Origin of the sequence: Streptomyces sp. NPDC016469 (assembly GCF_040632905.1) — a bacterium.
Classification (GTDB): domain Bacteria; phylum Actinomycetota; class Actinomycetes; order Streptomycetales; family Streptomycetaceae; genus Streptomyces.
On sequence record NZ_JBEYCQ010000008.1, the window covers coordinates 32,060 to 53,140 of the forward strand.

A 21,081-nucleotide genomic window follows, 5' to 3' on the forward strand; every position below is an offset into this window, starting at 1 on the left:
TTCGCGCTCGTACGACCGCCGCGTCACGTGTGACATGGACGGGCCCCGCAACCTTTCGAGGTGCGGGGCTCGTCCTCGTTCGTACGTGGACATGACTGTCGGGGCCCTGCGTTAGCGTGGGTGACCGAGAGTCGAACGAGGGGTGGAGTCAAAGATGTTGACCAATACCGTACGGCGCGTGGGTCTGTCCGTCGCTGTGGTGGCGGCGCTGACCTCGGTGGCAGCCTGTGGCGGATCGGACGACGGGGGTACGAGCAAGAGCTCCGGCAAGACCGGGAGCCACGGCGGTTCCGTGGTGAAGGTCGACCCGATCGCCGCGCTGGTCGCCGTACAGAAGAAGACCGGCCAGGCGCACTCGGCCCGGGTCGAGGGCGACACCACCATGGGCAGCGCGATGTCCATGAAGCAGACGGGTGTCATGGACTGGTCCGACGGGATCACCGGCACCATGCAGATCACGTACACCGGCGGCACCATGGCCGACACCCTGAAGCAGGCCGGCAGCAACGGCACGATGGAGGCCCGTTACTTCAAGGACGGGTACGCGGCGGACATGGGCGAGGCCATGGCCCAGCAGACCGGCGGCAAGCGCTGGATCCACTACGGCTACGACGACCTCGCGAAGCTCGCCGGAGCCTCGGGCGCGGTGATGAAGGACCAGATGCAGAACAGCACCCCCGAGCAGGGGGTGAAGTCCCTGCTGGCCTCCGGTGACGTCAAGAAGGTCGGCCAGGAGGACGTCCGTGGCGTCAGCACCACGCACTACTCGGGCACGGTCGACGTGGCCGATCTGACCGCCAGGAGCAGCAACCTCGACGCCGACGAGGTGGCCGCCCTCAAGAAGCAGCTGGCCGACGCCGGGATCACCACGGAGACCATCGACATCTGGGTCGACAAGGACGACCTGCTGGTGAAGAAGACCGAGCGCGGTGAGATGAAGACCGGCGAGCTGAACTCGACGGTGTTCTACAGCGACTACGGCACGAAGGTGTCGGTCGAGCGCCCGCCGGCCGCCGAGACCGTCGACTTCGCCGAGATGATGGAGCAGCAGCAGGGCGCCACCGCGGGAGCGGCCTCCTGACCTGGTTCCGGTGAGTTCAAACCTCCCGGCACCACCCGAAGCGGGACGGATTTGCCCGGCGCGACCCGAGTCGCGTACTCTTCTGCAGAAGCCAAAGACCGCTGGTCGTTGTTCTGAATCCCTCCGGGGTTCGGGCAACCGAAGGCTCCGTTGATGCGGACGACCTGCGCAGGTGACTGTGGAAAGCTCCCGGACTTCGTTTCGGTCGAGCTACGCCCTGGCGCCTGCGCCGGGGCGTTTCGTCTTTCCGGTCCCTTTCGAGCGGTCCTCATCACCCGGAAGGAGGCCGACGCTATGGCTAGGCCCGACAAGGCTGCTGCGGTAGCCGAGCTCGCGGACCAGTTCCGCAGCTCGAACGCCGCCGTGCTGACCGAGTACCGGGGTCTCACCGTGGCACAGCTCAAGCAGCTGCGCCGTTCGCTCGGTGAGAACGCCCAGTACGCCGTGGTGAAGAACACGCTGACCAAGATTGCGGCCAACGAGGCCGGGATCGACACGCTGGACGACCTGTTCGCAGGTCCGACGGCGGTTGCCTTCGTCACCGGTGACCCGGTGGAGTCGGCGAAGGGTCTTCGTGACTTCGCCAAGGACAACCCGAACCTGATCATCAAGGGCGGTGTCCTTGACGGCAAGGCGCTGTCCGCCGATGACATCAAGCAGCTCGCGGACCTCGAGTCCCGCGAGGTTCTGCTCGCCAAGCTGGCCGGTGCCATGAAGGGCAAGCAGACTCAGGCTGCGCAGCTCTTCCAGGCGCTGCCGTCGAAGTTCGTCCGCACCGCGGAAGCGCTTCGCGTCAAGCTGGAGGAGCAGGGCGGTGCCGGTACGCCGGCTCCCGCCGAGGCCGCCGAGTAATCACGCTCAGCGGTCCAGCGGGCACCGTGTACGCCCGCCGACACATACATCCGGCACCTGCCGAATAGTGGAAGGACGCCTGTCATGGCGAAGCTGTCCCAGGAAGACCTGCTCGCTCAGTTCGAGGAGCTCACCCTCATCGAGCTCGCCGAGTTCGTGAAGGCCTTCGAGGAGAAGTTCGACGTCACCGCCGCCGCGGCCGTCGCCGTCGCGGGCCCGGCCCAGGGTGGCCCGGCTGCCCCGGCCGAGGAGGAGAAGGACGAGTTCGACGTCATCCTCACCGCCGCCGGTGACAAGAAGATCCAGGTCATCAAGGTCGTGCGCGAGCTGACCTCCCTCGGCCTGAAGGAGGCCAAGGACCTCGTCGACGGCGCCCCGAAGCCCGTCCTCGAGAAGGTCGCCAAGGACGCCGCGGACAAGGCTGCCGAGTCCCTCAAGGGCGCCGGCGCCTCCGTCGAGGTCAAGTGACCCAGGGAGTCATCTGACTCCTCAGGACCCCCGTGCCGCGAGGCGCGGAGTCACATCGCGAAAGGCGATCACCCGTTCGGGTGGTCGCCTTTCGGCGTACCGGAGGCGGGTGCCTTGCCCTTCGCGCGTTGACGAGTATGGTGATCTTCGCCGTGCGCCTCTCGTGGGGCGTCCGGGCGGTGGTCCGCGGGGCCCGAGGACGGGTGGGGCCGAGAGGGCCCTTGACGAACCGCACGCGGCGCGCAATTCTCAAGGCGCGTCGCCGAATCGATCCGAATCCGAGGCATGGATCGACGGCGAAGCGGGCAGTAAAGAAGGGCGCACCTCGCGCAGGGCTGGACATAGGTGTTGAGAAGAGCTGTTGAGAGCAACGTGGGTCTCTGAAAACCCCGACTGGACATCAGTGTGGCACTTGGCTACACTGACCCTTTGCGCTGCCTGTTAGCTGCCTCCTGCCCGTCACCAGGGGCATACCCATCTTGAGCATCGTCGGCCGAGCATCCCTGATCTGGGATTTTCTGCCCTCATGTCCAGTTTGGGACCGGTACGCGCGTAGTGAGTCCGAGCCCTCGGAAGGACCCCCTCTTGGCCGCCTCGCGCAACGCCTCGACCGCGAATACGAACAACGGCGCCAGCACCGCCCCGCTGCGCATCTCTTTTGCAAAGATCAAGGAGCCCCTCGAGGTTCCGAACCTCCTCGCGCTGCAGACCGAGAGCTTTGACTGGCTCCTCGGCAACGCCGCCTGGAAGGCTCGCGTCGAGGCTGCTCTGGACAGTGGACAAGACGTCCCCACCAAGTCCGGCCTGGAGGAGATCTTCGAGGAGATCTCTCCGATCGAGGACTTCTCCGGGTCGATGTCGCTGACGTTCCGCGACCACCGCTTCGAGCCCCCGAAGAACTCGATCGACGAGTGCAAGGAGCGCGACTTCACGTACGCCGCCCCGCTCTTCGTCACGGCCGAGTTCACCAACAACGAGACCGGCGAGATCAAGTCCCAGACGGTCTTCATGGGCGACTTCCCGCTCATGACCAACAAGGGCACCTTCGTCATCAACGGCACCGAGCGTGTCGTGGTGTCGCAGCTGGTCCGCTCGCCGGGTGTCTACTTCGACTCCTCGATCGACAAGACGTCCGACAAGGACATCTTCTCCGCCAAGATCATCCCCTCCCGGGGTGCCTGGCTGGAGATGGAGATCGACAAGCGCGACATGGTCGGTGTCCGCATCGACCGCAAGCGCAAGCAGTCGGTCACCGTCCTCCTGAAGGCGCTCGGCTGGAGCACCGAGCAGATCCTTGAGGAGTTCGGCGAGTACGAGTCCATGCGCGCCACCCTGGAGAAGGACCACACCCAGGGCCAGGACGACGCGCTGCTCGACATCTACCGCAAGCTCCGCCCGGGCGAGCCGCCCACCCGCGAGGCCGCTCAGACGCTGCTCGAGAACCTCTACTTCAACCCGAAGCGCTACGACCTCGCGAAGGTCGGCCGCTACAAGGTGAACAAGAAGCTCGGCGCCGACGAGCCGCTGGACGCCGGCGTGCTCACCACCGACGACGTCATCGCGACCATCAAGTACCTGGTCAAGCTGCACGCCGGTGAGACCGAGACGGTCGGCGAGTCCGGCCGGACGATCGTCGTCGAGACCGACGACATCGACCACTTCGGCAACCGCCGCCTGCGCAACGTCGGCGAGCTCATCCAGAACCAGGTCCGTACGGGTCTCGCCCGTATGGAGCGCGTCGTGCGCGAGCGCATGACGACCCAGGACGTCGAGGCGATCACGCCGCAGACCCTGATCAACATCCGGCCGGTCGTCGCCTCCATCAAGGAGTTCTTCGGCACCAGCCAGCTGTCCCAGTTCATGGACCAGAACAACCCGCTGTCGGGTCTCACCCACAAGCGCCGTCTGTCGGCTCTTGGCCCGGGTGGTCTCTCCCGTGAGCGGGCCGGCTTCGAGGTCCGAGACGTGCACCCGTCCCACTACGGACGCATGTGCCCGATCGAGACTCCCGAAGGCCCGAACATCGGTCTGATCGGTTCGCTCGCCTCGTACGGCCGCGTCAACGCGTTCGGCTTCATCGAGACGCCGTACCGCAAGGTGGTCGACGGCCAGGTCACCGACGAGGTCGACTACGTCACCGCCGACGAGGAAGACCGTTTCGTCATCGCCCAGGCGAACGCGACGCTCTCCGACGACCTGCGCTTCACCGAGCCCCGCGTGCTCGTCCGCCGCCGTGGCGGCGAGGTCGACTACGTCCCCGGTGACGAGGTCGACTACATGGACGTCTCGCCGCGCCAGATGGTGTCCGTCGCGACCGCGATGATCCCCTTCCTGGAGCACGACGACGCCAACCGTGCCCTCATGGGCGCGAACATGATGCGCCAGGCCGTTCCGCTCATCAAGAGCGAGGCGCCGCTCGTCGGCACCGGCATGGAGTACCGCTGCGCCACCGACGCCGGTGACGTGCTGAAGGCCGAGAAGGACGGTGTGGTCCAGGAGGTCTCCGCGGACTACATCACCGCCACGAACGACGACGGTACGTACACCACGTACCGCATCGCCAAGTTCATGCGCTCCAACCAGGGCACCTCGGTCAACCAGAAGGTCGTCGTCTCCGAGGGCGACCGCGTCATCGAGGGCCAGGTCCTCGCCGACGGCCCGGCCACCGAGTTCGGTGAGATGGCGCTCGGCAAGAACCTGCTCGTGGCGTTCATGCCCTGGGAGGGTCACAACTACGAGGACGCGATCATCCTGTCGCAGCGCCTCGTGCAGGACGACGTCCTCTCCTCGATCCACATCGAGGAGCACGAGGTCGACGCCCGTGACACCAAGCTCGGCCCCGAGGAGATCACCCGGGACATCCCGAACGTCTCCGAGGAGGTCCTCGCCGACCTGGACGAGCGCGGCATCATCCGTATCGGTGCCGAGGTCGTCGCCGGCGACATCCTCGTCGGCAAGGTCACGCCCAAGGGCGAGACCGAGCTGACCCCCGAGGAGCGCCTGCTCCGCGCGATCTTCGGTGAGAAGGCGCGCGAGGTCCGCGACACCTCGCTGAAGGTGCCGCACGGCGAGATCGGCAAGGTCATCGGCGTCCGCGTCTTCGACCGCGAAGAGGGCGACGAGCTGCCGCCGGGCGTGAACCAGCTGGTCCGCGTCTACGTCGCGCAGAAGCGCAAGATCACCGACGGTGACAAGCTCGCCGGCCGTCACGGCAACAAGGGCGTCATCTCGAAGATCCTGCCGATCGAGGACATGCCGTTCCTGGAGGACGGCACCCCGGTCGACATCATCCTCAACCCGCTGGGTGTCCCGTCCCGAATGAACCCGGGACAGGTCCTGGAGATCCACCTCGGCTGGCTCGCCAGCCGCGGCTGGGACGTCTCCGGCCTCGGTGACGAGTGGGCCAAGCGCCTGCAGGTCATCGGCGCCGACCAGGTCGCCCCCGGCACCAACGTCGCCACGCCCGTCTTCGACGGTGCGCGCGAGGACGAGATCTCCGGTCTCTTCGAGGCCACGATCCCGAACCGCGACGGCATGCGTCTGGTGCAGCCCTCCGGCAAGGCCAACCTGTTCGACGGCCGCTCCGGCGAGCCGTTCCCGGACCCGGTCTCGGTCGGCTACATGTACATCCTCAAGCTGCACCACCTGGTCGACGACAAGCTCCACGCCCGCTCGACCGGCCCGTACTCCATGATCACGCAGCAGCCGCTGGGTGGTAAGGCGCAGTTCGGTGGGCAGCGATTCGGCGAGATGGAGGTGTGGGCCCTTGAGGCTTACGGCGCCGCTTACGCCCTCCAGGAACTGCTGACGATCAAGTCCGACGACGTCACCGGCCGCGTGAAGGTCTACGAGGCGATCGTCAAGGGCGAGAACATCCCCGAGCCGGGCATTCCCGAGTCCTTCAAGGTGCTCATCAAGGAAATGCAGTCGCTCTGCCTCAACGTGGAGGTGCTGTCCTCGGACGGCATGTCCATCGAGATGCGCGACACGGACGAGGACGTCTTCCGCGCGGCGGAGGAGCTCGGTATCGACCTGTCCCGGCGCGAGCCGAGCAGCGTCGAAGAGGTCTGACGGGTTGGCCGGCCGGATCCCCGTGATCCGGCCGGCTCTCCCCGGACCCGTTCAGACCATTGCTGAAGTGCCCCGATTTCTCGCGTGACGCGAGGGGGCTCGAACCCCCGAAAGAGGGATTGACGACAAGTGCTCGACGTCAACTTCTTCGACGAGCTGCGGATCGGCCTTGCCACCGCGGACGACATCCGGACCTGGTCCCACGGCGAGGTCAAGAAGCCGGAGACCATCAACTACCGCACCCTCAAGCCCGAAAAGGACGGACTCTTCTGCGAGAAGATCTTCGGTCCGACCCGGGACTGGGAGTGCTACTGCGGCAAGTACAAGCGTGTCCGCTTCAAGGGCATCATCTGTGAGCGCTGCGGCGTCGAGGTCACCCGCGCCAAGGTGCGCCGCGAGCGCATGGGCCACATCGAGCTCGCCGCTCCCGTCACCCACATCTGGTACTTCAAGGGCGTCCCGTCGCGCCTGGGCTACCTGCTGGACCTCGCGCCGAAGGACCTCGAGAAGGTCATCTACTTCGCCGCGTACATGATCACGTTCGTGGACGAGGAGCGCCGCACCCGCGACCTCCCCTCCCTGGAGGCCCACGTCTCCGTCGAGCGCCAGCAGATCGAGAACCGCCGCGACTCCGACCTGGAGAACCGCGCCAAGAAGCTCGAGACCGACCTGGCCGAGCTGGAGGCCGAGGGCGCCAAGGCCGACGTGCGCCGCAAGGTGCGCGAAGGTGCCGAGCGCGAGATGAAGCAGCTGCGCGACCGTGCGCAGCGCGAGATCGACCGCCTCGACGAGGTGTGGAGCCGCTTCAAGAACCTCAAGGTCCAGGACCTGGAGGGCGACGAGCTGCTCTACCGCGAGCTGCGTGACCGCTTCGGCACGTACTTCGACGGCTGCATGGGCGCCGCCGCGCTGCAGAAGCGGCTTGAGTCCTTCGACCTGGACGAGGAGGCCGAGCGCCTCCGCGAGATCATCCGTACCGGCAAGGGCCAGAAGAAGACCCGTGCGCTCAAGCGCCTCAAGGTCGTCTCCGCGTTCCTGCAGACCAGCAACAAGCCCAAGGGCATGGTGCTCGACTGCGTGCCGGTCATCCCGCCGGACCTGCGTCCGATGGTGCAGCTGGACGGTGGCCGCTTCGCGACCTCCGACCTGAACGACCTGTACCGCCGCGTGATCAACCGCAACAACCGCCTGAAGCGGCTTCTCGACCTCGGCGCGCCCGAGATCATCGTGAACAACGAGAAGCGCATGCTCCAGGAGGCCGTGGACGCCCTCTTCGACAACGGTCGTCGTGGCCGTCCGGTCACCGGACCGGGCAACCGCCCGCTGAAGTCCCTCAGCGACATGCTGAAGGGCAAGCAGGGCCGCTTCCGTCAGAACCTGCTCGGCAAGCGTGTGGACTACTCCGCGCGTTCCGTGATCGTCGTCGGTCCGCAGCTCAAGCTGCACCAGTGCGGTCTGCCGAAGGCGATGGCGCTGGAGCTCTTCAAGCCGTTCGTGATGAAGCGCCTGGTCGACCTGAACCACGCGCAGAACATCAAGTCGGCCAAGCGCATGGTCGAGCGCGGCCGCACCGTGGTGTACGACGTCCTCGAAGAGGTCATCGCCGAGCACCCGGTGCTGCTGAACCGTGCGCCCACGCTGCACCGCCTCGGCATCCAGGCCTTCGAGCCGCAGCTGGTCGAGGGCAAGGCCATCCAGATCCACCCGCTCGTCTGCACCGCGTTCAACGCGGACTTCGACGGTGACCAGATGGCCGTGCACCTGCCGCTGTCCGCGGAGGCGCAGGCCGAGGCCCGCATCCTGATGCTGTCCTCGAACAACATCCTCAAGCCGGCCGACGGCCGCCCGGTCACGATGCCGACCCAGGACATGGTGCTGGGTCTGTTCTTCCTGACCACCGACGGCGAGCTCCGCGACACCAAGGGCGAGGGCCGCGCGTTCGGCTCCACGGCCGAGGCGATCATGGCGTTCGACGCCGGCGAGCTGGCGCTCCAGTCGTCCGTCGACATCCGCTTCCCGGTGGGCACCATCCCGCCGCGTGGCTGGGTGCCGCCGGTCGCCGAGGAGGGCGAGCCCGAGTACCAGCCGGGTGACACCTTCCGGCTGCGGACGAGCCTGGGCCGCGCGCTCTTCAACGAGCTGCTGCCCGAGGACTACCCGTTCGTGGACTACTCGGTCGGCAAGAAGCAGCTCTCCGAGATCGTCAACGACCTCGCCGAGCGCTACCCCAAGGTCATCGTGGCGGCGACGCTCGACAACCTGAAGGCGGCCGGCTTCCACTGGGCGACCCGTTCGGGCGTCACCGTGGCCATCTCCGACGTCGTCGTGCCCGAGGCCAAGAAGGCCATCGTCAAGGGCTACGAGGAGCAGGACGAGAAGGTCCAGAAGCAGTACGAGCGCGGTCTGATCACCAAGGACGAGCGCACGCAGGAGCTCATCAACATCTGGACCAAGGCGACCAACGAGGTTGCCGAGGCGATGAATGAGAACTTCCCCAAGACGAACCCCATCTTCATGATGGTTGACTCGGGTGCCCGAGGAAACATGATGCAGATGCGTCAGATCGCCGGTATGCGCGGTCTGGTGTCCAACGCCAAGAACGAGACGATCCCGCGTCCCATCAAGGCGTCCTTCCGTGAGGGCCTCACCGTTCTGGAGTACTTCATCTCCACGCACGGTGCCCGTAAGGGTCTGGCGGACACCGCCCTGCGTACCGCCGACTCGGGTTACCTGACCCGTCGTCTGGTGGACGTCTCGCAGGACGTGATCATCCGCGAGGAGGACTGCGGCACCGACCGCGGCCTCAAGCTGAAGATCGCCGTCAAGGGTGCCGACGGTGTCCTCCGCAAGACGGACGACGTCGAGACCTCGGTCTACGCCCGCATGCTCGCCGAGGACGTCGTGGTGGACGGCAAGGTCATCGCGCCTGCCAACGTCGACCTCGGTGACGTCCTGATCGACGCCCTGGTGGGCGCCGGCGTCGAGGAGGTCAAGACCCGCTCGGTCCTGACCTGTGAGTCCGCGGTCGGCACGTGTGCCTTCTGCTACGGGCGCTCGCTCGCCACCGGCAAGCTGGTCGACATCGGTGAGGCGGTCGGCATCATCGCCGCCCAGTCCATCGGTGAGCCCGGTACCCAGCTGACGATGCGTACCTTCCACACCGGTGGTGTGGCCGGTGACGACATCACCCAGGGTCTGCCGCGTGTCGTCGAGCTCTTCGAGGCGCGTACGCCCAAGGGTGTCGCCCCGATCTCCGAGTCCGCGGGCCGGGTCCGCATCGAGGAGACCGAGAAGACCAAGAAGATCGTCGTCACCCCGGACGACGGCAGCGACGAGATCGCCTTCCCGATCTCGAAGCGCGCCCGTCTCCTGGTCGGCGAGGGCGACCACGTCGAGGTGGGCCAGAAGCTCACCGTGGGTGCCACCAACCCGCACGACGTGCTCCGGATCCTCGGTCAGCGCGCGGTCCAGGTCCACCTGGTCGGCGAGGTCCAGAAGGTCTACAACTCGCAGGGCGTGTCGATCCACGACAAGCACATCGAGATCATCATCCGGCAGATGCTCCGCCGCGTGACGATCATCGAGTCCGGCGACGCGGAGCTGCTGCCGGGCGAGCTCGTCGAGCGCTCGAAGTTCGAGACCGAGAACCGTCGTGTGGTCACCGAGGGCGGTCACCCCGCCTCCGGCCGTCCGCAGCTGATGGGTATCACCAAGGCGTCGCTGGCGACGGAGTCGTGGCTGTCCGCGGCCTCCTTCCAGGAGACGACCAGGGTCCTGACGGACGCGGCGATCAACGCCAAGTCCGACTCCCTGATCGGCCTCAAGGAGAACGTCATCATCGGTAAGCTCATCCCGGCCGGTACGGGCCTGTCCCGCTACCGCAACATCCGGGTCGAGCCGACCGAGGAGGCCAAGGCCGCGATGTACTCGGCCGTCGGCTACGACGACATCGACTACTCGCCGTTCGGCACGGGCTCCGGCCAGGCCGTCCCGCTGGAGGACTACGACTACGGTCCGTACAACCAGTAAGCGAGTCGCTTGATACGCCCGGAGGGCGGTCACTCCCACATGTGGAGTGGCCGCCCTCCGGTGTGTGATACGTCACAGCGCCGCGCCCGGGCGACGGGGACCTGGGCCCCCAGCAGGGGGCGTACGGGCCTCAGAGGCGCCCTCAGGGGGCCGTGGGGCATGCGTACGGGTCGGGACAAGCCGGGCGCGCGAGCCGGGCCCCTTGGCCGGCCGCCATTTGTTTTGACCCAGGTCCGTGAGGTAGGTACGCTCAGACCTTGTGCCTGGGGTGTGCCTGGGTTCGTGTGCGTGTCCTCAACCGCATGGCGAGCCTGTCTTCGGCCACCGTGATCCGTGCTCCTCATGCCGTTCCGGTACGGGCTCGCAGGATTCGACACACCCGACCGCGTGGGTCGGCGACGTTCCAGGTTAGTTTCACCGACGGCACACAGAAACCGGAGAAGTAGTGCCTACGATCCAGCAGCTGGTCCGGAAGGGCCGGCAGGACAAGGTCGAGAAGAACAAGACGCCCGCACTCGAGGGTTCGCCCCAGCGCCGCGGCGTCTGCACGCGTGTGTTCACGACCACCCCGAAGAAGCCGAACTCCGCGCTCCGGAAGGTCGCACGTGTGCGCCTGACCTCGGGCATCGAGGTCACGGCCTACATCCCGGGTGAGGGACACAACCTGCAGGAGCACTCCATCGTGCTCGTGCGTGGTGGCCGTGTGAAGGACCTGCCGGGTGTTCGTTACAAGATCATCCGCGGCTCGCTCGACACCCAGGGTGTCAAGAACCGCAAGCAGGCCCGCAGCCGCTACGGCGCCAAGAAGGAGAAGTAAGAATGCCTCGTAAGGGCCCCGCCCCGAAGCGCCCGGTCATCATCGACCCGGTCTACAGCTCTCCTCTTGTCACGTCGCTGATCAACAAGATCCTGCTCGACGGCAAGCGTTCCACCGCCGAGCGGATCGTGTACGGCGCCATGGAGGGTCTTCGCGAGAAGACCGGCGCCGACCCGGTCATCACGCTGAAGCGCGCGCTGGAGAACGTCAAGCCCTCGCTCGAGGTCAAGTCCCGCCGTGTCGGTGGCGCCACCTACCAGGTGCCGATCGAGGTCAAGCCCGGTCGTGCCGCCACCCTGGCGCTCCGCTGGGTCGTGGGTTACTCCCGCGCCCGCCGCGAGAAGACGATGACCGAGCGGCTCATGAACGAGCTGCTCGACGCCTCCAACGGTCTTGGCGCTGCCGTCAAGAAGCGTGAGGACACCCACAAGATGGCCGAGTCCAACAAGGCCTTCGCGCACTACCGCTGGTAGTCGCTACCCCCATCGAGACCGAGAGAAGACTGAGCCTTATGGCCACCACTTCGCTTGACCTGGCCAAGGTCCGCAACATTGGGATCATGGCCCACATCGACGCGGGCAAGACGACCACCACTGAGCGGATCCTGTTCTACACCGGCGTTTCGTACAAGATCGGTGAGGTCCACGACGGCGCTGCCACGATGGACTGGATGGAGCAGGAGCAGGAGCGCGGCATCACCATCACGTCCGCCGCGACGACCTGCCACTGGCCGCTCAACGATGTTGACCACACCATCAACATCATCGACACCCCGGGTCACGTCGACTTCACCGTCGAGGTGGAGCGTTCGCTCCGCGTCCTCGACGGCGCCGTCACCGTGTTCGACGGTGTGGCCGGCGTCGAGCCGCAGTCCGAGACCGTCTGGCGTCAGGCGGACCGCTACGGCGTGCCGCGTATCTGCTTCGTCAACAAGCTCGACCGCACCGGCGCCGACTTCCTGCGCTGCGTCAACATGATCGTGGACCGCCTCGGCGCGACCCCGATCGTCATGCAGCTGCCGATCGGTGCCGAGGCGGACTTCACGGGCGTCGTCGACCTGGTGTCGATGAAGGCCTTCGTGTACCCCGAAGAGGCCGCCAAGGGCGAGATGTACAACGTCGTTGACATCCCGGCCGAGCTCCAGGAGCAGGCGGACGAGTGGCGCGGCAAGCTCCTTGAGGCCGTCGCCGAGAACGACGACGCCATGATGGAGCTGTACCTGGAGGGCACCGAGCCCACCCAGGAGCAGCTGCACGAGGCGATCCGTCGCATCACCCTGGCCTCCAAGGGCGGCGCCGACTCCGTCACCGTCACCCCGGTGTTCTGTGGCACCGCGTTCAAGAACAAGGGCGTCCAGCCCCTGCTCGACGCGGTCGTCCGCTACCTGCCTTCCCCCCTGGACGTCGAGGCCATCGAGGGCCACGACCCCAAGGACCCCGAGACCGTCGTGAAGCGCAAGCCTTCGGACGACGAGCCGCTGTCGGCTCTGGCGTTCAAGATCGCGAGCGACCCGCACCTCGGCAAGCTCACCTTCGTCCGGATCTACTCCGGTCGCCTGGACGCCGGCACCGCGGTGCTGAACTCCGTCAAGGGCAAGAAGGAGCGCATCGGCAAGATCTACCGTATGCACGCGAACAAGCGTGAGGAGATCGACTCGGTGGGCGCCGGCGACATCATCGCCGTCATGGGCCTGAAGCAGACCACCACCGGTGAGACGCTGTGCGACGACAAGAACCCGGTCATCCTGGAGTCCATGGACTTCCCGGCGCCGGTCATCCAGGTCGCCATCGAGCCCAAGTCCAAGGGTGACCAGGAGAAGCTGGGTGTCGCCATCCAGCGCCTCTCCGAGGAGGACCCGTCCTTCCAGGTGCACTCCGACGAGGAGACCGGCCAGACCATCATCGGTGGTATGGGCGAGCTTCACCTCGAGGTGCTCGTCGACCGCATGAAGCGCGAGTTCCGCGTCGAGGCGAACGTCGGCAAGCCGCAGGTCGCGTACCGCGAGACGATCCGCAAGGCCGTCGAGCGCATCGACTACACGCACAAGAAGCAGACTGGTGGTACCGGCCAGTTCGCGAAGGTGCAGATCGCCATCGAGCCCCTCGAGGGCGGCGACGCGTCGTACGAGTTCGTCAACAAGGTCACCGGTGGCCGCATCCCCCGTGAGTACATCCCCTCGGTGGACGCGGGTGCCCAGGAAGCCATGCAGTTCGGTGTCCTGGCCGGTTACGAGATGGTGGGCGTCCGCGTCACCCTGATCGACGGTGGTTACCACGAGGTCGACTCCTCGGAGCTCGCCTTCAAGATCGCCGGTTCGCAGGCGTTCAAGGAGGGTGCCCGCAAGGCGTCCCCCGTGCTCCTGGAGCCGATGATGGCCGTCGAGGTCACCACGCCCGAGGACTACATGGGCGATGTCATCGGCGACCTCAACTCCCGCCGTGGCCAGATCCAGGCCATGGAGGAGCGCAGCGGCGCTCGCGTCGTGAAGGGCCTCGTGCCCCTCTCGGAGATGTTCGGCTACGTCGGAGACCTCCGCAGCAAGACCTCGGGTCGCGCAAGCTACTCGATGCAGTTCGACTCCTACGCCGAGGTTCCGCGGAACGTCGCCGAGGAGATCATCGCGAAGGCCAAGGGCGAGTAACTCTTCGGAGCACACGCTTTAGGCTTATCACCGGAGCCCGGTCGGGCATTCGTCGCAGCGCGTAAGCAGCGTGGCGAATGCCCCCGGCACCGGCATCCCAGCAAAGATCACCTGGCGCCGATGAAGCAAGGCGTACAGAACCACTCAGGAGGACCCCAGTGGCGAAGGCAAAGTTCGAGCGGACTAAGCCGCACGTCAACATCGGCACCATCGGTCACATCGACCACGGTAAGACGACCCTCACGGCCGCCATTACCAAGGTGCTGCACGACGCGTACCCCGACCTGAACGAGGCCTCGGCCTTCGACCAGATCGACAAGGCTCCCGAGGAGCGCCAGCGCGGTATCACCATCTCGATCGCGCACGTCGAGTACCAGACGGAGTCGCGTCACTACGCGCACGTCGACTGCCCGGGTCACGCGGACTACATCAAGAACATGATCACCGGTGCCGCGCAGATGGACGGCGCCATCCTCGTGGTCGCCGCCACCGACGGCCCGATGCCGCAGACCAAGGAGCACGTGCTCCTGGCCCGCCAGGTCGGCGTTCCGTACATCGTCGTCGCCCTGAACAAGGCCGACATGGTGGACGACGAGGAGATCCTGGAGCTCGTCGAGCTCGAGGTCCGCGAGCTGCTCTCCGAGTACGAGTTCCCGGGCGACGACCTGCCGGTCGTCAAGGTCTCGGCGCTCAAGGCGCTCGAGGGCGACAAGGAGTGGGGCCAGACCGTTCTCGACCTGATGAAGGCCGTGGACGAGAACATCCCGCAGCCCGAGCGCGACGTCGACAAGCCGTTCCTGATGCCGATCGAGGACGTCTTCACGATCACCGGTCGTGGCACCGTCGTCACCGGCCGCATCGAGCGTGGTGTCCTCAAGGTCAACGAGACCGTTGACATCGTGGGCATCAAGCAGGAGAAGACCACCACCACGGTCACCGGCATCGAGATGTTCCGCAAGCTGCTCGACGAGGGCCAGGCCGGTGAGAACGTCGGTCTGCTCCTCCGTGGCATCAAGCGCGAGGACGTCGAGCGCGGCCAGGTCATCATCAAGCCCGGTTCGGTCACGCCGCACACCGAGTTCGAGGCCCAGGCCTACATCCTGTCGAAGGACGAGGGTGGCCGTCACACCCCCTTCTTCAACAACTACCGCCCGCAGTTCTACTTCCGTACCACGGACGTGACCGGCGTCGTGACCCTCCCCGAGGGCACCGAGATGGTCATGCCGGGCGACAACACCGTCATGTCGGTCCAGCTGATCCAGCCGGTCGCCATGGAGGAGGGCCTGAAGTTCGCCATCCGTGAGGGTGGCCGGACCGTGGGCGCCGGCCAGGTCACCAAGATCAACAAGTAAGTCCTTGTTGGTTTGACCTGGTAGCTCCGCACAGAGCACCAAGAAGGGCCCCGTCCCACCGTTCACGCGGTGGGGCGGGGCCCTTCGCTTTTACGGTTACGAGACGGCCGGGGGCCACCTGACCATGAACACGTCCACCGGGTCCTCCCGCTCGGTCACGAAGCCGTGCCGCTCGTACAGCCGCCGCGCGGCGCTGCCCTGGAGCACGTTGAGCCGCACCGGCACCGCTTCGGCGTCCGTACGCTCCAGCAGGCGTCGCAGTACGCCGGAGCCGATGCCGCGCCCCTGCAAGGTCTCGTCCAGGAAGAAGCTCTCCAGGCACCACCCGTCCTCGTACGGCCGCAGCGTCACGCTCCCCGCGAACCGGCCGTCCACCACGACGACCGAGGTGTGCTCGGGGACGTACGAGTCGCGCATCCGCTGACGGACCCGGTGCTCGTCATAGCGCCCGAGGCGGACCAGGTCGGGCCGCATCACGACGGCCCGGAGCTCGACGATGTCGTCGAGGTCGGAGGCGGTGGCGGGACGCAGGTCCCAGGCCTGAGTGGTACGTACATGCATGGCGGGAGTCTGTCAGAGGGCGTCAGGCCCGGCGATCCGGTAACCCACTCCGGGGGTGGTGGTGATGACCCCCGGATCGCCGAGCTTGCGGCGCAGGCGGCTGATGGTCACGGCGACCGTGTTGGTGAACGGGTCGGCGTTCTCGTCCCAGACCTGTTCGAGCAGGTCCTCCGCACTGAGGAAGGCCGGGCTGGCGGCCAGGAGCGCTTCGAGGACCGCGAACTCCTTGACGGAGAGGTCGAGCCGGCGGCCGTCGCGGCCGGCGGTCCGGTGCGTCGGGTCGAGCTCGATGCCCGCCGCGCTCAGGGTGCGGGGGCGTGCGGCGGGGCGGCGGCGGGCCAGTGCCCGGATGCGCAGGACGAGCTCGGGGAAGTGGAACGGCTTGCCCAGATAGTCGTCGGCGCCCAGGGTCAGGCCGCTGACCCGGTCCCCGGGGGAGCCGGCGGCGGTGAGCATCAGCACCATCGCACGGTCGTCCCGCTCGGTGATCATCCGGCAGAGGGTGTCGCCGTGGATGCCCGGCAGGTCCCGGTCGAGCACGACGACGTCGTACGCGTGGACGTCCAGCCTGGCCGCGGCGTCGAGCCCGTCGTGGGCCACGTCCACGGCCATGCCCTGGTCGCGCAGGCCCTCGGCGACGACCTCGGCGAGGGCGCGGGCGTCCTCGACGACCAGGACCCTCACTGCGCCGCCTCCGTGTCCGCAGCGGGCAGGGTGAGCGTGACGCGCAGTCCGCCTTCGTCGCGGGCGCACAGGTCCAGGGTGCCGTGGTGGGCCCGGGCGATGGCCGAGACGATGGAGAGCCCGAGCCCGCTGCCCCGGCCGGGGCCCGTCCGGTCGCCGCCCAGCCGCCGGAAGGGCCGGACGAGGTCCGCCACCCGCCGCTGGTCCAGGATTGGCCCGCCCGACTCCACGACCAGGGACACCGCGTCCTCCCCGGCCGTTACGGCGACACCGATCCAGCCGCCGGGGCCGTTGTGCACGACGGCGTTGTCGACCACGTTGTCGACCGCGCGGCGCAGCAGCGTCGGGCTGCCGGACACCCACCCGGTCGCATCGGCCCGGTCCGCGCGCACGGTCAGGCCCCCGGCCGCGATGTCGTCCGCGCGGTCCGCCAGGGCGGCCCGGGCGAGCGGGGCGATAGCGAGACGTGTCGTGTCGGTGAACTCGCCCTGCCGGCTGCGGGCCAGGACGAGGAAGTTCTCCAGCAGCCGGTCCACCTGGTCGAGTTCCGCGCGCATCCGGGCGGCAAGCGTGGCCGTGGTCCCGGGGACCGGGCCCGGCTTGGCGAGGGCCACGTCCAGGGACGCCCGCATCGTGGTGAGCGGGGTGCGCAGTTCGTGGGAGGCGTTCGCGACGAAGAGGCGCTGGCCCTCGAAGGAGCTCTCCAGGCGGCCGAGGAGATCGTCGATCGTGTCGGCGAGCTCCTTCACCTCGTCGCCGGGCCCCTCCATGGCGAGGCGTTCGTGCAGGCCGTCGGCGGTGATCCGGCGGGTGGCCGCGGTCATCACGCGCAGCGGACGCAGCACCCGGCCGGCGACGAACCAGCCGAGTCCGGCCGAGACGACCATCATGACGCCGAGGGCGATGGCACAGCCGATCAGGATCTGCTGGGTCTGGGTGTCGTGCGCCTGGGCGAGCTGCCGCTCCAGGTCCTCGACGCGGGCCCGGGCCGCCGTCGCGGGATGCCCGGTGCCGCCACCGGGGGCGGTCCGGGTCTCCCGCGAGCCGCCGGAGGCCACCACGGCCGCGATGGTGAGCAGTGCTGTCCCCGACAACAGGAAAAGCGTCACGTAGAGGGCGGTGAAGCGGGTGCGGGCGGTGGTGCGGCGCAGAAGGGCGAGCCGTCGGGGAGGACCCCATGTCATCCGCGTACTCCCCTCTCGCCACGGCCGGTACGGGCCAGGTTAGGCCGAGGCGCATAACAGCGGGATGACAGCGTCCGTTCGGCCCCTGTGACGCGGTCCCGCCCAGGGTGGGGCCATGAGTGATGAGAGTACGAGCGCGACGATCGAGGTCATCGGTCTGCGCAAACGATTCGGGCCCGAACTGGCCCTGGACGGGATGACGTTCACCGTGCGCCCCGGGCGGGTGACCGGCTTCGTCGGGCCGAACGGCGCGGGCAAGTCCACCACCATGCGCGTCATCCTGGGCCTCGACGCGGCCGAGGAGGGGGAGGCTCTGGTCGGCGGGGTGCCGTACCGCACCCTGCGCCGGCCGCTCCGGCATCTGGGGGCCCTGCTCGACGCCTCCGCGTTGCAGCCGGGCCGCACCGCCCGCAACCACCTGCTGTGGCTGGCCCATTCCCAGGGCCTGCCGGCCCGGCGCGTGGACGAGGTGGTCGAACAGGCGGGGCTGGGCCCGGCGGCCCGGCGCGGGGCGGGCGGCTTCTCGCTGGGGATGCGCCAGCGCCTGGGCATCGCTGCGGCACTCCTCGGTGATCCGCCGGTCGTCATGCTGGACGAGCCCTTCAACGGCCTCGATCCCGACGGCATCGTGTGGATGCGCGGGTTCCTGGCTTCGCTGGCGCGGGAGGGGCGTGCCGTCCTGGTCTCCAGCCACCTGATGGGCGAACTGGAGGACTCCGCCGACCACCTCGTGGTGATCGGGCGCGGCCGGGTCCTCGCGGACACCAGCGTCTCCGGCCTGCTCGCCGAGGCGTCCGGCGACCGGGTCGTCCTGCGCACTTCCGCGCCGGAGCGCGCCGCCGAGGTCCTGCGCGGCGCGGGCGCCACCGTGCTCGCCACCGGCCCCGGTGCCCTCGGTGTCACGGGCCTGGCCGACGAGGCGGTGGTGGCCCTGCTCGCGCGGGCCGGGGTGCCGTTCTCCCAGGTGTCCGCGCACCGGGCGACGCTGGAGGAGGCGTACATGGAGCTCACCCGGGACGTGGTGGAGTACCGGGGCGTTCCGGCGGGGGAGGGCACGCGATGACCGCCATCCGCACGGGAGGCACCGGCTTCCTCGCGACGCTGCACGCGGAATGGACGAAGTTCCGTACGGTGCGGGGCTGGGTCCTCACCATGGCCGGTGCGCTGCTGGCGACGATCGTGGTCGGTCTGCTCGGCACGGCCGCCCCCGGCCCCGGCGGCGACGCCTCGTACCCGAAGGGTCCCGGCGGCGAGGCCGTCAACGACAGCTTCTCCTTCGTGTACCGGACGCTCACCGGCGATGGCACCCTCACCGTCCCCCTGCGGTCGCTGACCGGTGCGGCCGACACCGGGACCGGGAAGACGGCTCGCGGCGTCCAGCCCTGGGCGAAGGCCGGGATCATCGTGAAGGAGAGCCTGTCCCAGGGGTCGCCGTACGCGGCGCTCATGGCCACCGGTGCTCACGGCGTCCGCATGCAGGACGACTACACGCACGACACGGCGGGCCCCCGGGCGCAGCAGGGGTGGCTGCGTCTGGTCCGCTCCGGCGACCGCCTCACGGGTTACGCCTCCGCCGACGGCTCCCGCTGGACCGAGGTCGGCCGCGCGAGGCTGCCCGGGCGGGCGCACACCGTGCGGGCCGGGCTCTTCGCCACGTCACCGCAGGCCAAGCAGGACACCGGGGCCGGTGCGGGCTTCAGCCCCGCCGTGGCCACCGGCACCTTCGGCCGTCCCGAGCTCACCGGCGACTGGTCCCGGACCCCGTGGCGCGGCACGCAAGTGGGCGGCGACGCGGGCACCTCGGGCAGCTACACGAACACCCTCAAGGGCGGCTTCACCCGGACCGCCGGCGGTGGGTTCACCGTGACCGGGGCGGGTGACATCGCACCTGTCGTCGGCGGACCCGCGATGGGTGTCGGCTTCGCCGTCGAGGACTTCCTCGTCGGCACGTTCGCCGGGCTGATCGCGGTGATCGCCGTGAGCGCGCTCCTCATCACCGGCGAGTACCGGCGGGGTCTGCTGCGTACGACCATGACGGCAACGCCCCTGCGGGGCAGGGTGCTCGGCGCCAAGGCGCTGGTGGCCGGGGGCGTCGCGTGCGCGGTCGGCCTGGTGGCCGCAGCGGTCGCGCTTCCTCTCGGTGCGAGCGGTGCGCGCGGCCGGGGTTTCCTCGTCCTCCCCGTCACGTCGGCGACCGAAATGCGGGTCGTGGCCGGGACCGGCCTGCTCTGCGCGGCCGCCGCCGTGCTCGCTCTGGGCGTCGGTGTGCTGCTGCGGCGCGGCGGTACGGCGGTCGCGCTGGTCGTCGCGTCGCTCGTGCTGCCGTTCCTGCTGGCCAGTTCCGGCGTGCTGCCTCCGGGCGTCTCGGAGTGGCTGTTGCGGGTGACCCCGGCCGCGGGCTTCGCCGTGCAGCAGACGCTGCCGCGGTACGCGCAGGTGCTGAGTGTGTACGAGCCGTCGACCGGGTACTTCCCGCTCGCGCCGTGGGCGGGGCTCGCCGTGCTGTGCGGGTACGCGGCGCTCGCCCACGGGCTGGCCGTGGTGCGGCTGCGGGGGAGGGACGTATGAGTGCCCTGCACGCGGAGTGGACGAAGCTGCGCACGGCGGGCGACCTGGGCAGGCTGCTCCTGCTCGCCGTCGCGCTGACCGCGGCCGTGGGCTGCGGCACCGTGAAGGCCGTGAAGTGCCCGGACACGGGATGCGGCCAGGACGCCGTGCGGCTGGCGCTGACCGGTGTCACTGTCGGCCAGGCCGTCGTCGCCATCCTCGCGGTGCTGGCCGTCAGCGGCGAGTACGGGACCGGGATGATCCGCACGACGCTCATGGCGATGCCGGACCGGACGACCGTGTTCGCGGCCAAGGCGGCGGTCCTCACGGCGGTCGTCCTGGCCGCTGGGACGGCTGCCGTCGCGGCCTCGCTGCTCGGCGGCCGCCTCATTCTGCCCGGCAGCGGATTCACCGAGGCGCACGGCTACGCCCCGTTGTCCCTGGCCGACGGCCCGACCCTGCGCGCGGCCGTGGGCTCGGTGCTCTATCTCGTCCTCGTCGCCCTGCTCGGTCTCGGCGTGGCGACGGCGGTACGGGAGGCGGCGACCGCCATCGGGATCGTGCTCGGGCTGCTCTACGTGTTCCCGGTCGTCGCCCAGGTGGTCAACGACCCGGAGTGGCAGCGCCATCTCCAGCAGCTTTCGCCCATGCCCGCGGGCCTCGCGGTGCAGGCCACGGTCCATCTGGACGCGCTGCCCATCGGTCCCTGGGCCGGTCTGGGCGTGCTCGGGGCATGGGCCGCGACCGCGCTGCTGGTGGGCGGCCTGCTGCTGCGCGGGCGCGATGCGTAGCCG

General features: G+C 68.4%; 15 protein-coding genes. 12 read left to right on the plus strand and 3 right to left on the minus strand.

Going from position 1 to position 21,081, the window contains the following annotated elements:
* Nucleotides 1–154: 154 nt before the first annotated feature.
* The 9 genes from ABZ565_RS11050 to tuf all read left to right on the plus strand — a co-directional run bounded on the left by ABZ565_RS11050 (nt 155) and on the right by tuf (nt 15,311).
* Entirely contained in the window at nt 155–1,081 is a 927-nt protein-coding gene (locus ABZ565_RS11050) for a hypothetical protein (protein ID WP_361023513.1), read from the plus strand.
* 294 nt (nt 1,082–1,375) lie between these two features.
* Nucleotides 1,376–1,933 (plus strand): 50S ribosomal protein L10, encoded by a 558-nt coding sequence (gene rplJ / locus ABZ565_RS11055; protein WP_018101258.1) that lies wholly within the window; start codon nt 1,376–1,378, stop codon nt 1,931–1,933.
* An 84-nt stretch (nt 1,934–2,017) separates the two neighbouring features.
* Nucleotides 2,018–2,401, plus strand: a complete 384-nt coding sequence (gene rplL / locus ABZ565_RS11060; RefSeq protein ID WP_073964461.1) for a 50S ribosomal protein L7/L12 — start codon at nt 2,018–2,020, stop codon at nt 2,399–2,401.
* A 585-nt stretch (nt 2,402–2,986) separates the two neighbouring features.
* A complete protein-coding gene (gene rpoB, locus ABZ565_RS11065) occupies nt 2,987–6,472 on the plus strand; it encodes a DNA-directed RNA polymerase subunit beta (RefSeq protein WP_361023516.1) in 3,486 nt (1,161 codons plus the stop codon).
* A 129-nt stretch (nt 6,473–6,601) separates the two neighbouring features.
* Nucleotides 6,602–10,501 (plus strand): DNA-directed RNA polymerase subunit beta', encoded by a 3,900-nt coding sequence (locus ABZ565_RS11070; RefSeq protein WP_361023519.1) that lies wholly within the window; start codon nt 6,602–6,604, stop codon nt 10,499–10,501.
* Nucleotides 10,502–10,946: 445 nt separating this feature from the next.
* Nucleotides 10,947–11,318: a 30S ribosomal protein S12 gene (gene rpsL, locus ABZ565_RS11075; RefSeq protein ID WP_003948652.1), complete on the plus strand. Its 372-nt coding sequence runs from the start codon at nt 10,947–10,949 to the stop codon at nt 11,316–11,318.
* A 2-nt stretch (nt 11,319–11,320) separates the two neighbouring features.
* Nucleotides 11,321–11,791, plus strand: a complete 471-nt coding sequence (gene rpsG / locus ABZ565_RS11080) for a 30S ribosomal protein S7 (RefSeq protein WP_018101248.1) — start codon at nt 11,321–11,323, stop codon at nt 11,789–11,791.
* 38 nt (nt 11,792–11,829) lie between these two features.
* Nucleotides 11,830–13,959, plus strand: coding sequence for an elongation factor G (gene fusA / locus ABZ565_RS11085; RefSeq protein WP_164398913.1), 2,130 nt, complete (start codon nt 11,830–11,832; stop codon nt 13,957–13,959).
* Between the two features lie 158 nt (nt 13,960–14,117).
* The gene (gene tuf, locus ABZ565_RS11090) at nt 14,118–15,311 is read left to right on the plus strand and encodes an elongation factor Tu (RefSeq protein WP_093707149.1); all 1,194 of its coding nucleotides are present in this window, start codon (nt 14,118–14,120) and stop codon (nt 15,309–15,311) included.
* A gap of 96 nt (nt 15,312–15,407) precedes the next feature.
* Here the strand turns inward: tuf and ABZ565_RS11095 are convergent, their stop codons facing one another.
* The 3 genes from ABZ565_RS11095 to ABZ565_RS11105 are packed head-to-tail and all read right to left on the minus strand — an operon-like array spanning nt 15,408 to nt 17,740.
* Entirely contained in the window at nt 15,408–15,872 is a 465-nt protein-coding gene (locus tag ABZ565_RS11095) for a GNAT family N-acetyltransferase (protein WP_361023524.1), read from the minus strand.
* Nucleotides 15,873–15,884: 12 nt separating this feature from the next.
* Nucleotides 15,885–16,556: a response regulator transcription factor gene (locus tag ABZ565_RS11100; RefSeq protein WP_361023527.1), complete on the minus strand. Its 672-nt coding sequence runs from the start codon at nt 16,554–16,556 to the stop codon at nt 15,885–15,887.
* Entirely contained in the window at nt 16,553–17,740 is a 1,188-nt protein-coding gene (locus ABZ565_RS11105; RefSeq protein WP_361023530.1) for a HAMP domain-containing sensor histidine kinase, read from the minus strand. Before ABZ565_RS11105 ends, ABZ565_RS11100 begins: the two co-directional genes overlap by 4 nt.
* Before the next feature lie 115 nt (nt 17,741–17,855).
* On the opposite strand from ABZ565_RS11105, the gene ABZ565_RS11110 reads away from it, so the two are divergent.
* The 3 genes from ABZ565_RS11110 to ABZ565_RS11120 are packed head-to-tail and all read left to right on the plus strand — an operon-like array spanning nt 17,856 to nt 21,078.
* Nucleotides 17,856–18,803 (plus strand): ATP-binding cassette domain-containing protein, encoded by a 948-nt coding sequence (locus ABZ565_RS11110; protein WP_361023533.1) that lies wholly within the window; start codon nt 17,856–17,858, stop codon nt 18,801–18,803.
* Nucleotides 18,800–20,308: an ABC transporter permease subunit gene (locus ABZ565_RS11115; RefSeq protein WP_361023536.1), complete on the plus strand. Its 1,509-nt coding sequence runs from the start codon at nt 18,800–18,802 to the stop codon at nt 20,306–20,308. Before ABZ565_RS11110 ends, ABZ565_RS11115 begins: the two co-directional genes overlap by 4 nt.
* Nucleotides 20,305–21,078 carry an ABC transporter permease subunit gene (locus ABZ565_RS11120; protein WP_361023539.1) on the plus strand — a complete coding sequence of 258 codons (774 nt, stop codon included), beginning with the start codon at nt 20,305–20,307 and terminating at the stop codon, nt 21,076–21,078. The genes ABZ565_RS11115 and ABZ565_RS11120 overlap by 4 nt, the downstream gene beginning before the upstream one ends.
* Nucleotides 21,079–21,081 lie beyond the last annotated feature (3 nt).

Excerpts from the sequence above, each read along its gene's own strand:
- ABZ565_RS11050 (WP_361023513.1), top strand. The coding sequence starts at position 155 with ATGTTGACCAATACCGTACGGCGCGTGGGTCTGTCCGTCGCTGTGGTG.
- rplJ (WP_018101258.1), top strand. The coding sequence starts at position 1,376 with ATGGCTAGGCCCGACAAGGCTGCTGCGGTAGCCGAGCTCGCGGACCAG.
- rplL (WP_073964461.1), top strand. The coding sequence starts at position 2,018 with ATGGCGAAGCTGTCCCAGGAAGACCTGCTCGCTCAGTTCGAGGAGCTC.
- rpsG (WP_018101248.1), top strand. The coding sequence starts at position 11,321 with ATGCCTCGTAAGGGCCCCGCCCCGAAGCGCCCGGTCATCATCGACCCG.
- fusA (WP_164398913.1), top strand. The coding sequence starts at position 11,830 with ATGGCCACCACTTCGCTTGACCTGGCCAAGGTCCGCAACATTGGGATC.
- ABZ565_RS11095 (WP_361023524.1), bottom strand. The coding sequence starts at position 15,872 with ATGCATGTACGTACCACTCAGGCCTGGGACCTGCGTCCCGCCACCGCC.
- ABZ565_RS11105 (WP_361023530.1), bottom strand. The coding sequence starts at position 17,740 with ATGACATGGGGTCCTCCCCGACGGCTCGCCCTTCTGCGCCGCACCACC.
- ABZ565_RS11110 (WP_361023533.1), top strand. The coding sequence starts at position 17,856 with ATGAGTGATGAGAGTACGAGCGCGACGATCGAGGTCATCGGTCTGCGC.
- ABZ565_RS11115 (WP_361023536.1), top strand. The coding sequence starts at position 18,800 with ATGACCGCCATCCGCACGGGAGGCACCGGCTTCCTCGCGACGCTGCAC.
- ABZ565_RS11120 (WP_361023539.1), top strand. The coding sequence starts at position 20,305 with ATGAGTGCCCTGCACGCGGAGTGGACGAAGCTGCGCACGGCGGGCGAC.